This is a genomic window from Williamsia sp. Leaf354, assembly GCF_001424365.1.
Lineage (GTDB): Bacteria > Actinomycetota > Actinomycetes > Mycobacteriales > Mycobacteriaceae > Williamsia_A.
Genome location: NZ_LMPL01000005.1, coordinates 372,677 through 387,187, shown reverse-complemented (window position 1 = coordinate 387,187; position 14,511 = coordinate 372,677). Strand labels below are relative to the sequence as shown.

Sequence of the window (14,511 nt, the reverse complement as noted above, 5' to 3'; positions counted from 1 at the left end):
GAGTGAACCATGGCTGACAAGAAAGAAAATCGCCGTCCGGATGCTCCTCTGCGGAGCCCGGTCACCGTCGGGGCCCTGGGCCTGGCGATCCTGATCATGGCGGCGCTGTCGTCGTTCTACCTGGCGAATCTGCCGTTGGTGGGCGCGGGCACGGTCTACAAGGCCGACTTCACCGAGGCCGCGGGGCTCAAGCCGCGCGACGAGGTGCGTGTCGCCGGCGTGAAGGTCGGCACCGTGCAGAGCGTCGACATCGTCGACAACAAGGTGCAGGTCGCCTTCGGTGTCGGTGACACCTGGGTGGGCGACCAGACCTCGGCGTCGATCCAGATCAAGACCGTGCTCGGGCAGAAGTACCTCGCCATCGAGCCGCGTGGCGACAAGCTCGCCGACCCGGGCAAGACGATCACCCAGACCACGTCGCCGTACGACGTGATCGAGGCGTTCAACGACGCCTCGGAGAACATCCAGGAGATCGACACCGACCAGCTCGCGACGAGCTTCCGGACGCTGTCGGCCGCGTTCTCCGGCACGCCCGCCGAACTCGGTGGTTCGCTCGACGGCCTGACCCGGTTGTCGACGACGATCGCCAGCCGCGATCAGGAGGTGCGCAAGCTCCTCGACGCGACCAAGGGCACCTCGAAGATCCTCGCCGACCGCAACCAGGAGTTCACCCGCCTCATCGCCGGTGCCGGTGACCTGCTGCAGGAACTCAACACTCGCCAGTCGGCCATCTCCCGGTTGCTGAGCAGCACGTCGCAGCTGTCGACGACGCTGACCGGCATCGTCCGCGACAACGAGAAGCAGATCGGCCCGGCCCTGGAATCGCTCAAGGGCGTGACCGACCTGCTGCAGAAACAGGATCAGAACCTGCGTGACTCCATCACCAATCTCGCGCCGTTCTACCGGCTCTACGCCAACGTGCTCGGCAACGGCCGCTGGTTCGACTCGGTGATCACCAACATCCTGCCGCCGGGTCTGCCCGCGCAGAACACCACGCGGCCGCCGAACAAGAACCAGCAGCTCAACAACGGTGGAACGGGGGCGACAGGATGATGACGACGAACGCACCCCGCCACGACCTGCGCGATTCCTCGGGTCCCGGTCGCTGGTTCACCCCGCGCCACATCGCCTTCCTGGTGGTGGGTGTCGTGGTGGCACTGATCATCGCCGGGTCGCTGTGGTGGCTGTTCACCTCGCTGAACCAGACCAAGGTGACGGCGTACTTCAAGTCCAGCGTCGGCATCTACTCCGGTACCGACGTCCGCATCATGGGCGTCAAGGTCGGATCGGTCGACAACGTGGAGCCGCAGGGCGACAAGGTGAAGATCACGTTCACCGTCGACGGCGGACACGACCTGCCCAAGGACGTGCGCGCGGTACAGATCACCCCGTCGGTGGTCGCCGATCGCTACATCCAGCTCACCCCGACCTACCAGAAGGGGATGGCCAAGGCCGGCGACGACATCACGTTGAGCCTCAACGAGACGATGGTCCCGGTCGAGATCGACCAGCTGTACTCGAGCGTGCAGAAGCTGTCGAACTCCCTCGGCCCGCAGGGCGCCAACAAGACCGGCGCACTGAGCCAGGTCATCACGACCGGCGCGAAGAACCTGAAGGGCAACGGCGAGAAGCTCGGTGCCACCATCGATCAGCTCTCCAAGGCCGCTCTCACCCTGAGCGACTCGCGGGGCAGCCTCGTCGACACCGTCAAGAACCTCGACGTGTTCGTCGGTGCACTGGCCGAGAACGACGCGCAGGTGCGTCAGTTCAACACCCAGCTCGACTCGTTCTCCTCGTTCCTCGCCGGAGAGCGGTCCCAGCTCGGTGAGGCCCTGAACAAACTGTCGGTAGCCCTCGGCGACGTCGCCGGATTCGTGCAGGACAACCGCATCGCGCTCGGCGACCGCGTGAAGGAGCTCATCCCGACCGCGCAGACGTTGGCCGACACCACCGACCAGCAGAAGGAACTGCTGACGGTGCTCCCGGTGACGATCAACAACCTGATCAACGCCTACAACGCCGAGTCGGGAACCCTCGACCTGCGTGTGGTGCTGCCGGAGTTGCAGAACCTCGCCGGTGCCGGGTGCAAGCTGCTCGACCTGGGCAAGCTCAAGCCGGGCGATCCCGCGTTCACGCAGTTCAGCAACACGCTGCGTCCGCTGCTCGACCAGTGCGGCAACATCACCGACCAGATCAACAAGGGCATCACCACCCCGACGCTCAACCTCCCGTTCGGCATCATGAGCGGCGAGAACCAGCAGCGGCGTGGACCGGTCCCCGGGACCCGCCCCGGTACGCCCTCGCCCGGATTGACAGGTGGCTGACCCGATGTCCTCTCTGAAGTCACCGATCCGCGTGAAGTCGGTCCTGAGCCGTCGCGGCCTCGTCGCGGCCGGAGCCGTCGCGATGACGTCGATGGTCGTGCTCACCGGGTGTTCCAACGGCGTCTACTCGCTGCCGCTGCCCGGTGGTGCCGACGTGGGCGACAACCCGCGGACCTACAAGATCCAGTTCTCCGACGTCCTCGACCTGGTACCCCAGTCGGCCGTGAAGTTGGACGGCGTGACCGTCGGCAAGGTCACCGACATCGGGATCGCACCGGATCAGTGGTCGGCCCAGGTCACCGTCGAGGTCAAGAACAAGATCGACCTCTCCGACAAGGCCGAGGCGAACGTCTCGCAGACCAACCTGTTGGGTGAGAAGTTCATCGCGCTCGTGGATCCGAAGGACAACGCCTCGGCGCCGAGGCAGTCGTCGCAGCAGGCCATCCCGGTGGCCCGCACCCGCACGGCCACCGACATCGAGCAGGTCCTCGGCGCGTTGTCGATGCTGCTCAACGGTGGTGGCATCGCGCAGATCAAGCCGATCGTCGACGAGCTGAACAACGCGTTCGACGGTCGCACCTCGACCGTGAAGTCGTTGCTCAACCAGACGTCGCGACTGATCAAGACCCTCGACGACCAGAAGAACAACATCACCCGGGCCATCGACGGGTTGGCGACGTTGTCGACGCGGACCGAGGCGCAGACCGCGCAGATCAACCGCATCCTCGATCAGCTGCCCGCCGGCGTGAAGGTGCTCGAGGACCAGCGTCCGCAGTTCGTGAACCTGCTGCAGAAGCTCGACGGTCTCGGCCAGGTCGGTGTCGACATCCTCGGGCGCGCCCGCCAGGAGATCATCACCGACCTCCGATCGCTGCGGCCGACGTTGTCGGCTCTCGCCTCGGCGGCGCCCGACATCATCACCGCCCTGCCGCTGCTGCCGACCTACCCGTTCCCGGACGATCTCTTGCCCGGTGTGCGCGGTAGCTCGACGAACCTGTTCCTCAGCGTCGACCTGCGGTTGCTCAACCAGCTCGAGGCGCTCGGTGTGGGTCAGCCGGAGCCGAAGTACTCCCAGGTGCGTTCGGGGATCCAGCCGCGCATCGATCCGCGCAACCCGTACTACAACGGCAACGGCGCCCGGTTGGGCTTCCCGACCATCACGCTGCTGCCGCTGCTCAACTCCCGCCCGGGTCCGAACACGCCGCCGTCGGGTGGCCAGTACGCCCTGCTGCCCTCGCCGAAGCAGGGGCAGACGGCACTGACCGGTCCCATGGCGATGCTGCAGGGTGCGAACGGGGGGACCGGCCGATGATGTCGAGGCTCGTCAAATGGCAGTTGATCGTCTTCACGCTCGTCGGCGTGCTGGCCATCATCTATGTCGGTGCCACCTACGCCCGTCTCGACAAGCTCGTCGGTGTGGGGCTCTACACCGTGCACGCCGACTTCAAGGACTCCGGCGGCATCTTCACCAACGCCGAGGTGACCTACCAGGGCGTCCCGGTGGGTCGTGTCGGGTCGCTGCAGCTGCGTCCGGACGGGGTGCGCGTCAACCTGCAGCTCGACTCGGGTGGGCCGAAGGTGCCGGCGACGGCGCAGGCGGTGGTGGCCAACCGGTCGGCGATCGGCGAGCAGTACGTCGACCTGCGTCCCTCGAGTGTCGGCGGGCCGTACCTGAAGGACGGGTCGGTCATCTCGAACACGACCATCCCGACCCCGGTGCAGGACGTGATCGCCTCGGCGGTCGACTTCACCGATTCGGTGCCGCTGGGTGATCTGAACACGGTGATCACCGAGTTGGGCAAGGCGTTCAACGGCAACGGCGGCAACCTGCGAGTGCTGGTGGACTCGTTGGCGAACCTGTCGAAGTCGGGCAACGACAGCCTGCCGCAGACGATCTCGTTGATCCGCAACAGCGACACGGTGCTCGGCACCCAGGCCGATCAGTCCGACGCGATTCTGGACTGGTCGAAGAACCTCGGCCTGGTGACCGCGCAGCTCGCCTCGAGCGATCCCGATCTTCGGCGCCTGCTGACCACCGGCCAGACGAGCGCCACCCAGATCTCGGCGCTCCTGGAACGCAGTGGCGGCGACCTCACGTCGGTCGTGCGCAACCTCGCGCTCGACGTCCGCAACGTGAAGGGCACCTACCAGGGTGTCGGTCCCGGGCTCGCGATGCTCTCGGCCCTGTCGAGCGGCAGCTACACCCCGGCGCCCGGCGACGGCACCATCCACTTCGGTGCGGTGCTCGAGACCAACAACCCGGCGTCGTGCACGATCGGCTACGAGAGCACCGACGCGATCATCGCCGAGGAGAAGCGCAAGAACCCGAACTTCGACATCAACTACGACGACTTCCCGTTCAACAAGGACGCGAAGTGTGCCGTGGCGCAGGGCAATCCGACTGCGGTGCGTGGTGCCGAGAACGCGAAGTACGCCGATCCGTATTACACGCAGCCCTGGGATCGCAACCCCAAGAAGGATCCCGACAAGCTCAACCTGAACCCGTTGGCCACGCAGCTGTCCTACCTGCTCGGCGTCGTCCCGCGCTGAGGCGTCACCGTCACCCGCGCGCACGCGGGTGATGGTGCACACAGGTTGACTGACTACAGTGGCGCCCGATGAAGTCGAAGAAGCGTGTGAACTCTCCTGAACCGAACGAGCCGGAGGCTGCCACGGAGTCGGTGTGGCGGCGCCGCCTCGCCAAGGCGGGACTGCCGGTGGCCGGTGTCGTCGCCGTGGCCGGTCTCATCGCCGCCATCGTGTTCACCGGGATCTTCGGATACCGCTGGTACGACGACGCGGTGAACAAGCAGCCCGTGCAATCGGCACGTGACGACGCCCTCGGTGGTGCCGAGCAGGCCATGCTCAACGTGCTCAACATCGACCTCAAGGACAGCAAGGGGTACCAGGCCCGGCTGCAGGACTCCGTCACCGGCAACGCCCGCACCCAGCTGCTCGGCAGCACCGGTCTCACCGAGCTGCAGAAGCAGGCCGGCGACCCGTCGAAGGCGGCCACTCTCAGCGCCAAGCTCCTGCGGAGTTCGGTCGTGGAGCTCAACACCGACGACAACAGCGCGAAGACCCTCGTGTTCATCGCCGTGACCTCGTCGCGTCCCAACGAGGCGTCCTCGAGTCAGACCATGGGGTTCCAGGTGGAGGTGACCAAGGAGGGCGGCATCTGGAAGGCCAGCAACATCCAGCCGCTCGACGCCGTCGCCATCGACAGCACCGACCCCGCCGCCGGCGGCGCCGCTCCCGCAGCGTCGGGTGCGCCACTGTCCCCGGCTGCGTCTGCACCCGCGACCCCCGCGCCCGGAGGAAACTGATGACCACCCCTCGTCCGCCGCGTCGCGGAACCACCGGCAAACGCGTCCCCAAGGTCGCAGGCCACACCCCCGCCAAGGCCGTCCCCGAGAAGGCACAGCCGGCCAAGGTCCAGCCCGGCAAGCCCGAGCCGAAGAAACCCGAGCCGAAGAAACCGGAGCCGGTCGCGGAGAAGACCCGACCGACACCCGCGCCCGCGCCGGAGCCGGCCGCGACCCCGGAGCCCGAGGCAGGGGAGTGGACGTCGGCCGACGCCACCGGCACGACCGAGACCGCCGACACGGTCGCCGACACCGCCACACCCGAGGCGGCCGCCGACACGGCCGACCCCGACACGGCGACCGGTCCGCGCGGCAAACGACCCCCCGCGGCGAAGGTCTCCACCATCAAGCCCCAGCGGGCCGGATCGGCGTCGCCGAGCAGCCCCGCCACCGCGGGCGACACGACGACATCGTCACGCCGGTTCCGACTCGCCGCGCCCGGATGGCGCGCGGTGTCGATCGTCGCCGCGCTCGCCGTGGTCTTCGGCATCATCGCCGCGGTCTCGGCGGCCAAGCCCGGTGTCTCGTTGAGCGCGAACCAGGCCTTCGTCGACCCCGGCATCACCAGCGAGGTCACCTCGCAGGCCAAGTCGCGCATCTGCTCGGTGTTCGCGGTCAACTACGCGAAGATGGACCAGTGGCAGGCGACCGCCGCGGCGAACGTGACCGGCGAGGCCGCCCAGCGTTTCTCGCAGTACAACACCGCGGTGCGTGACGCTCTGCAGCAGACGGGTCTCACCGCGGGTGGTGTCGACTGCCGTGTCGACTCGGTCGGTGTGAAGTCGATCCAGGACGGCAACGCGCTGCTGATCGTGAACCTGATCATCAGCCAGACGCAGGACCAGCAGGCCGCCGGCAGCGGTACCAAGCGCTACCAGGTGTCGATGAAGCAGGTCAACGGCAAATGGTTGATCAGCAACTTCGCCGATTTCTGAGCGTCTTGACGTAATTTCTCCACACCGACCTGCGCGTTCCTCTTGACTCAACCGCCCTGTGGTTGCACGCTTGTCTGCAGCGACGGAGCACCGGCAGCCACTGGTAGATCCCCAGCGCACGAGGTCATCTGACGACCTCCCCGCGGCTTGACACGCGGAGTCGTTTTTCTGATACAGTTGGACGTTGCGCTGGCTGCCTCCTGTCCACATCACGATTTCCTTTCTCGGCCACATCTGTGTGCTGCGTTCGGGCGTCGCCGATGACGACCAAGGTCGCTTCCGGCGCCGCCACCAACGCCCGCAGACGCATTCCGCGTCGTACGGCACACAGAAGCTCGGCACCTCAAAGATTTCGTGTTGGAAGGACGCATCTTGGCAGTCTCCCGCCAGTCCACATCAACCATTCCCGGCGCTCCGCGCCGTGCATCGTTCGCAAAGCTCAGCGAGCCTCTCGAAGTTCCCGGTCTGCTCGACGTGCAGCTCGAGTCGTTCCAGTGGCTCGTGGGCGCACCGGAGTGGCACGCCCGCGCACTCGCGCGCGGCGAAGAGAACCCCAGCGGAGGCCTCGACGACATCCTCGCCGAGCTCTCCCCGATCGAGGACTTCTCCGGCTCCATGTCGCTGTCGTTCTCCGATCCCCGCTTCGACGAGGTCAAGGCCTCGGTCGAGGAGTGCAAAGACAAGGACATGACGTACGCGGCGCCGCTGTTCGTCACCGCCGAGTTCATCAACAACAACACCGGTGAGATCAAGTCGCAGACCGTCTTCATGGGCGACTTCCCGATCATGACCGACAAGGGCAGCTTCATCATCAACGGCACCGAGCGTGTCGTGGTGAGCCAGCTCGTCCGCAGCCCCGGCGTCTACTTCGACGCCAACATCGACAAGGCCACCGAGAAGACGCTGCACAGCGTCAAGGTGATCCCGGGTCGTGGCGCATGGCTCGAGTTCGACATCGACAAGCGCGACACCGTCGGCGTCCGCATCGACCGCAAGCGTCGCCAGTCGGTCACCGTGCTGCTCAAGGCGCTCGGGTGGACCACCGAGCAGATCACCGAGCGGTTCGGTTTCTCCGAGATCATGATGTCGACGCTGGAGAAGGACAACACCGCCGGCACCGACGAGGCGCTCCTCGAGGTCTACCGCAAGCTGCGCCCGGGCGAGCCGCCCACGAAGGAGTCGGCGCAGACCCTGCTGGAGAACCTGTTCTTCAAGGAGAAGCGCTACGACCTCGCCCGCGTGGGTCGCTACAAGTTCAACAAGAAGCTCGGTCTCACCGACAACCCGATGGTCGGGTCCTCGGTGCTCACCGAGGAGGACATCGTCGCGACGGTCGAGTACCTCGTCCGCCTGCACGAGTCCGAGCCCAACGTGCCCGCGATGATGACCGTCCCCGGCGGCGTCGAGGTGCCCGTCGAGGTCGACGACATCGACCACTTCGGCAACCGTCGTCTGCGCACCGTGGGTGAGCTGATCCAGAACCAGATCCGCGTGGGCCTGTCCCGCATGGAGCGTGTGGTCCGCGAGCGGATGACCACCCAGGACGTCGAGGCCATCACGCCGCAGACCCTGATCAACATCCGTCCCGTCGTGGCCGCGATCAAGGAGTTCTTCGGGACCTCCCAGCTGTCGCAGTTCATGGACCAGAACAACCCGCTGTCGGGTCTGACCCACAAGCGTCGCCTGTCGGCGCTGGGCCCCGGTGGTCTGTCGCGTGAGCGTGCCGGCCTCGAGGTCCGTGACGTCCACCCGTCGCACTACGGCCGCATGTGTCCGATCGAGACCCCTGAGGGCCCGAACATCGGCCTGATCGGTTCGCTGTCGGTGTACGCGCGGGTCAACCCGTTCGGCTTCATCGAGACGCCGTACCGCAAGGTCGTCGACGGACAGGTCACTGACCAGATCGACTACCTGACCGCCGACGAGGAGGACCGGTACGTCAAGGCCCAGGCCAACGCCGTCCTCGACAACGACAACCGTCTGACCGAGGACCGCATCCTCGTCCGCAAGAAGGGTGGCGACGTCGAGTTCGTCGGACCCGACGGTGTCGACTACATGGACGTCTCGCCGCGCCAGATGGTGTCGGTGGCCACGGCCATGATCCCGTTCCTCGAGCACGACGACGCCAACCGCGCCCTGATGGGTGCCAACATGCAGCGTCAGGCGGTGCCGCTGGTCCGCAGCGAGTCGCCGCTGGTCGGTACCGGCATGGAGCTGCGTGCCGCGATCGACGCCGGCGACGTCATCACCACCGAGAAGGCCGGCGTGATCGAGGAGGTCTCCGCCGACTACATCACCGTGATGGCCGACGACGGCACCCGCGACACGTTCCGGATGCGCAAGTTCGCGCGCTCGAACCACGGCACCTGCGCCAACCAGCGTCCGATCGTGGACGAGGGTCAGCGGGTCGAGGTCGGTCAGGTCCTGGCCGACGGTCCGTGTACCGATCAGGGTGAGATGGCGCTGGGCAAGAACCTGCTCGTCGCGATCATGCCGTGGGAGGGCCACAACTACGAGGACGCGATCATCCTGTCGCAGCGCCTCGTGGAGGAGGACGTCCTCACCTCGATCCACATCGAGGAGCACGAGATCGACGCCCGCGACACCAAGCTCGGTGCCGAGGAGATCACCCGGGACATCCCGAACGTCTCCGACGAGGTGCTCGCCGATCTCGACGAGCGCGGCATCATCCGCATCGGTGCCGAGGTCCGTGACGGCGACGTGCTGGTCGGCAAGGTGACGCCGAAGGGCGAGACCGAGCTGACCCCCGAGGAGCGCCTGCTGCGCGCCATCTTCGGTGAGAAGGCGCGCGAGGTGCGCGACACCTCGCTCAAGGTGCCCCACGGTGAGACCGGCAAGGTCATCGGCATCCGCGTGTTCTCGCGCGATGACGACGACGATCTGCCCCCCGGTGTCAACGAGCTCGTGCGCGTGTACGTGGCGCAGAAGCGCAAGATCCAGGACGGCGACAAGCTCGCCGGCCGTCACGGCAACAAGGGCGTCATCGGCAAGATCCTCCCCGCCGAGGACATGCCCTTCCTGCCCGACGGCACCCCGGTCGACATCATCCTGAACACGCACGGTGTGCCGCGTCGTATGAACATCGGTCAGATCCTCGAGACCCACCTGGGGTGGATCTCGAAGACCGGCTGGAACATCGACGTCGCGCAGGGCACCCCGGAGTGGGCGCAGGGACTCCCCGAGGACATGTTGTCCAATGGTCCCGACACGAACACCGCCACCCCGGTGTTCGACGGCGCGCGTGACGACGAGCTGACCGGACTGCTGTCCTCGACGCTCCCGAACCGTGACGGCGAGGTGATGGTCAACGGCGACGGCAAGGCGACGCTGTTCGACGGTCGCTCCGGCGAGCCGTTCCCGTACCCGGTGGCCGTGGGCTACATGTACATCATCAAGCTGCACCACCTGGTCGACGACAAGATCCACGCCCGTTCGACCGGTCCGTACTCGATGATCACCCAGCAGCCCCTCGGCGGTAAGGCCCAGTTCGGTGGCCAGCGTTTCGGCGAGATGGAGTGTTGGGCCATGCAGGCCTACGGCGCGGCGTACACGCTGCAGGAGCTGCTGACCATCAAGTCCGACGACGTGGTGGGCCGCGTGAAGGTCTACGAGGCGATCGTCAAGGGCGAGAACATCCCCGAGCCGGGTATCCCCGAGTCGTTCAAGGTGCTTCTCAAGGAGCTGCAGTCGTTGTGCCTGAACGTCGAGGTCCTGTCCTCGGACGGTGCCGCGATCGAGATGCGTGACGGAGACGACGAGGACCTGGAGCGCGCAGCGGCCAACCTCGGCATCAACCTGTCGCGCAACGAATCCGCCACAGTCGACGATCTCGCCAACTGATCACCTCTGATTAAGAGCTAGGAAGGTTACAACTTGCTCGACGTCAACTTTTTCGACGAACTGAAGATCGGTCTGGCGACCGCCGACGACATCCACAAGTGGAGCTTCGGCGAGGTCAAGAAGCCCGAGACGATCAACTACCGCACGCTCAAGCCCGAGAAGGACGGCCTGTTCTGCGAGAAGATCTTCGGACCGACTCGCGACTGGGAGTGCTACTGCGGCAAGTACAAGCGTGTGCGCTTCAAGGGCATCATCTGCGAGCGCTGCGGCGTCGAGGTCACTCGCGCCAAGGTGCGTCGTGAGCGCATGGGCCACATCGAGCTCGCCGCGCCGGTCACCCACATCTGGTACTTCAAGGGTGTCCCGTCGCGTCTGGGCTACCTCCTCGACCTGGCGCCGAAGGATCTCGAGAAGATCATCTACTTCGCCGCCTACGTCATCACCGCGGTCGACGACGAGCTCCGTCACAACGAGCTGTCGACGCTGCAGGCCGAGATGGAGGTCGAGAAGAAGGGTGTCGCCGACACCCGCGACTCCGACCTCGAGGAGCGCGCAAAGAAGCTCGAAGAGGATCTGGCCGAGCTCGAGCGCGAAGGCGCGAAGGCCGATGCCCGCCGCAAGGTGAAGGACGGCGGCGAGCGCGAGATGCGCAAGATCCGCGACACCGCGCAGCGTGCCCTCGACGACCTCGAGGAGATCTGGGACAAGTTCACCAAGCTCTCTCCCAAGGACATGATCATCGACGAGCGGCTCTACCGTGAGCTGCAGGATCGCTACGGTGAGTACTTCACCGGCGCGATGGGTGCCGAGGCGATCAAGAAGCTCCTCGAGACCTTCGACATCGAGGCCGAGGGCGAGAGCCTCCGCGACACCATCCGCAACGGCAAGGGCCAGAAGAAGCTGCGTGCGCTCAAGCGACTCAAGGTCGTCGCGGCGTTCCAGCAGTCGGGCAACTCGCCGCTGGGCATGGTCCTCGACGCGGTGCCGGTGATCCCGCCGGAGCTGCGCCCGATGGTCCAGCTCGACGGTGGTCGTTTCGCGACCTCGGATCTCAACGATCTGTACCGCCGCGTCATCAACCGCAACAACCGCCTCAAGCGACTGATCGATCTGGGTGCCCCCGAGATCATCGTCAACAACGAGAAGCGGATGCTGCAGGAGTCGGTCGACGCCCTGTTCGACAACGGTCGTCGTGGCCGGCCCGTCACCGGGCCGGGCAACCGCCCGCTGAAGTCGTTGAGCGATCTGCTCAAGGGCAAGCAGGGTCGTTTCCGTCAGAACCTGCTCGGCAAGCGCGTCGACTACTCGGGCCGTTCGGTCATCGTCGTCGGCCCGCAGCTCAAGCTGCACCAGTGTGGTCTGCCCAAGCTGATGGCGCTCGAGCTGTTCAAGCCGTTCGTGATGAAGCGACTGGTCGATCTGAACCAGGCGCAGAACATCAAGTCCGCCAAGCGCATGGTCGAGCGTCAGCGCCCGGCCGTGTGGGACGTCCTCGAAGAGGTCATCGCCGAGCACCCGGTTCTGCTGAACCGTGCGCCGACGTTGCACCGCTTGGGCATCCAGGCGTTCGAGCCGCAGCTCGTGGAGGGCAAGGCCATCCAGCTGCACCCGCTGGTGTGTGAGGCGTTCAACGCCGACTTCGACGGTGACCAGATGGCAGTCCACCTGCCGTTGTCCGCCGAGGCCCAGGCCGAGGCACGCATCCTGATGCTGTCGTCCAACAACATCCTGTCGCCGGCATCGGGTCGTCCGTTGGCCATGCCGCGTCTGGACATGGTCACGGGTCTGTACTTCCTGACCGCACTCAAGGACGACAAGGTCGGCGCGTACACGGCGTCGTCGAACGACGACGTCGAGCGCGGTGTCTACTCGACCCCGGCCGAGGCCATCATGGCGATGGACCGCGGTGCGCTGTCGGTGCAGGCGCCGATCAAGGTGCGTCTCACCGATCAGCGTCCGCCCGCCGACATCGAGGCCGAGCAGTTCCCCGACGGCTGGAAGTTCGGTCAGCCGTGGACGATCGCGACCACTCTGGGTCGGGTGCTCTTCAACGAGTTGCTCCCGGTCCAGTACCCGTTCGTCAACGAGCAGATGCCGAAGAAGCGTCAGGCCGTGATCATCAACGATCTCGCCGAGCGCTACCCGATGATCGTGGTCGCCCAGACCGTCGACAAGCTCAAGGACGTCGGCTTCTACTGGGCCACCCGTTCGGGTGTCACCGTGTCGATGGCCGACGTGCTCGTGCCGCCGACCAAGGGCGCGATCCTCGACAAGTACGAGGAGCGGGCCGACGGTCTCGAGAAGAAGTACGCCCGTGGCGCGCTCACGCCGGAAGAGCGTCGTGACGCCCTCGTCGAGGTCTGGAAGCAGGCCACCGAAGAGGTCGGTGCCGCGATGGAGGCGTACTACCCCGAGGACAACCCGATCGCGATGATCCCGAAGTCGGGTGCGACGGGCAACATGACCCAGGTTCGGAACCTGTCGGGCATGAAGGGGCTGGTGACGAACCCGAAGGGTGAGTTCATCCCGCGCCCGATCAAGTCCTCGTTCCGTGAGGGTCTGACCGTCGCGGAGTACTTCATCAACACGCACGGCGCCCGTAAGGGTCTGGCCGACACGGCGCTTCGTACCGCCGACTCGGGCTACCTGACCCGTCGACTCGTCGACGTCAGCCAGGACGTCATCGTGCGCGAGACCGACTGTGGCACCGAGCGCGGCATCATCACCACGCTCGCCGAGAAGCAGGCCGACGGCACGCTGATCCGGGACGCCCACGTCGAGACCTCGTCGTACGCGCGCACCCTGGCGACCGACGCGGTCGACGCCAACGGCACCGTCGTGGTCGAGCGTGGCCAGGATCTCGGTGACCCCGCGATCGAGGCCCTGCTGGCCGCCGGCATCACCGAGGTGAAGGTCCGCTCCGTGCTGACCTGCACCACCGGAACCGGTGTCTGCGCGTCCTGCTACGGCCGCTCGATGGCCACCGGCAAGCTCGTCGACATCGGCGAGGCGGTCGGCATCATCGCCGCCCAGTCGATCGGTGAGCCCGGTACCCAGCTGACCATGCGTACGTTCCACCAGGGTGGTGTCGGCGACGACATCACCGGTGGTCTGCCGCGTGTCCAGGAGCTGTTCGAGGCCCGTGTCCCCAAGGGCAAGGCCCCGATCGCCGAGGTCACCGGACGCATCCGCCTCGAGGACGACGATCGTTTCTACAAGATCACCATCGTTCCCGACGACGGTTCGGAGGAGGTCGTCTACGACAAGATCTCCAAGCGTCAGCGTCTGCGTGTGTTCAAGCACGAGGACGGCTCGGAGCGCCTGCTGACCGACGGCGACCACGTGGAGGTGGGACAGCAGCTCATGGAAGGTGCTGCCGACCCGCACGAGGTGCTGCGGATCATGGGTCCCCGTCAGGTGCAGGTGCACCTGGTCAACGAGGTCCAGGAGGTCTACCGGAGCCAGGGTGTGTCGATCCACGACAAGCACATCGAGACGATCGTTCGTCAGATGCTGCGTCGCGTGACGATCATCGACTCCGGTGCCACCGAGTTCCTGCCCGGTTCGCTCACCGAGCGCGCCGAGTTCGAGGCGGCCAACCGTCGCGTCGTGTCCGAGGGCAACGAGCCCGCGGCCGGACGTCCGGTGCTGATGGGTATCACGAAGGCATCGCTGGCCACCGAGTCGTGGCTGTCGGCGGCGTCGTTCCAGGAGACCACCCGAGTGCTGACCGATGCGGCCATCAACAGCCGCAGCGACAAGCTGGTGGGCCTCAAGGAGAACGTGATCATCGGAAAGCTGATCCCGGCCGGTACCGGTATCAACCGCTACCGCAACATCACGGTGCAGCCGACCGAGGAGGCGCGCGCCGCGGCGTACGCCGTGCCGTCGTACGACGACACCTACTACAGCCCGGACGGCACCTTCGGTGCTCCGGCCGGCGCTGCGGTTCCGCTCGACGACTACGGTTTCTCGAGCGACTACCGCTAGTCGGTAGAGATCTGACGCGAACGACCCCCACCCTCG

Annotated in this window: 8 protein-coding genes; all 8 read left to right on the top strand. The window is 66.1% G+C overall.

Annotated features, from left to right (window positions below; genetic code table 11):
- The first annotated feature begins 9 nt into the window (after window positions 1-9).
- On the top strand, window positions 10-1,053 hold the full coding sequence (locus ASG12_RS18460) for an MCE family protein (RefSeq protein WP_055792862.1): 1,044 nt from the start codon (window positions 10-12) through the stop codon (window positions 1,051-1,053).
- Window positions 1,050-2,324, top strand: a complete 1,275-nt coding sequence (locus ASG12_RS18455; RefSeq protein ID WP_055792859.1) for an MCE family protein — start codon at window positions 1,050-1,052, stop codon at window positions 2,322-2,324. The genes ASG12_RS18460 and ASG12_RS18455 overlap by 4 nt, the downstream gene beginning before the upstream one ends.
- 4 nt (window positions 2,325-2,328) lie before the next feature.
- Window positions 2,329-3,636 (top strand): MCE family protein, encoded by a 1,308-nt coding sequence (locus tag ASG12_RS18450; RefSeq protein ID WP_156378179.1) that lies wholly within the window; start codon window positions 2,329-2,331, stop codon window positions 3,634-3,636.
- Window positions 3,633-4,874, top strand: coding sequence for an MCE family protein (locus ASG12_RS18445; RefSeq protein WP_055792856.1), 1,242 nt, complete (start codon window positions 3,633-3,635; stop codon window positions 4,872-4,874). The genes ASG12_RS18450 and ASG12_RS18445 overlap by 4 nt, the downstream gene beginning before the upstream one ends.
- Window positions 4,875-4,942: 68 nt before the next feature.
- Complete coding sequence (locus ASG12_RS18440; protein ID WP_055792853.1) at window positions 4,943-5,650, top strand: hypothetical protein; 708 nt, start codon at window positions 4,943-4,945, stop codon at window positions 5,648-5,650.
- Window positions 5,650-6,624: a hypothetical protein gene (locus ASG12_RS18435; RefSeq protein ID WP_055792850.1), complete on the top strand. Its 975-nt coding sequence runs from the start codon at window positions 5,650-5,652 to the stop codon at window positions 6,622-6,624. The genes ASG12_RS18440 and ASG12_RS18435 overlap by 1 nt, the downstream gene beginning before the upstream one ends.
- Window positions 6,625-6,996: 372 nt before the next feature.
- Complete coding sequence (gene rpoB / locus ASG12_RS18430; RefSeq protein ID WP_055793831.1) at window positions 6,997-10,485, top strand: DNA-directed RNA polymerase subunit beta; 3,489 nt, start codon at window positions 6,997-6,999, stop codon at window positions 10,483-10,485.
- A gap of 33 nt (window positions 10,486-10,518) precedes the next feature.
- Window positions 10,519-14,475 (top strand): DNA-directed RNA polymerase subunit beta', encoded by a 3,957-nt coding sequence (locus ASG12_RS18425; protein ID WP_055792847.1) that lies wholly within the window; start codon window positions 10,519-10,521, stop codon window positions 14,473-14,475.
- Window positions 14,476-14,511 lie beyond the last annotated feature (36 nt).

What these genes read in the sequence shown, in the direction of transcription:
- ASG12_RS18460 (WP_055792862.1), top strand. Translation starts at nt 10, where the DNA reads ATGGCTGACAAGAAAGAAAATCGCCGTCCGGATGCTCCTCTGCGGAGC.
- ASG12_RS18455 (WP_055792859.1), top strand. Translation starts at nt 1,050, where the DNA reads ATGATGACGACGAACGCACCCCGCCACGACCTGCGCGATTCCTCGGGT.
- ASG12_RS18450 (WP_156378179.1), top strand. Translation starts at nt 2,329, where the DNA reads ATGTCCTCTCTGAAGTCACCGATCCGCGTGAAGTCGGTCCTGAGCCGT.
- ASG12_RS18445 (WP_055792856.1), top strand. Translation starts at nt 3,633, where the DNA reads ATGATGTCGAGGCTCGTCAAATGGCAGTTGATCGTCTTCACGCTCGTC.
- ASG12_RS18440 (WP_055792853.1), top strand. Translation starts at nt 4,943, where the DNA reads ATGAAGTCGAAGAAGCGTGTGAACTCTCCTGAACCGAACGAGCCGGAG.
- ASG12_RS18435 (WP_055792850.1), top strand. Translation starts at nt 5,650, where the DNA reads ATGACCACCCCTCGTCCGCCGCGTCGCGGAACCACCGGCAAACGCGTC.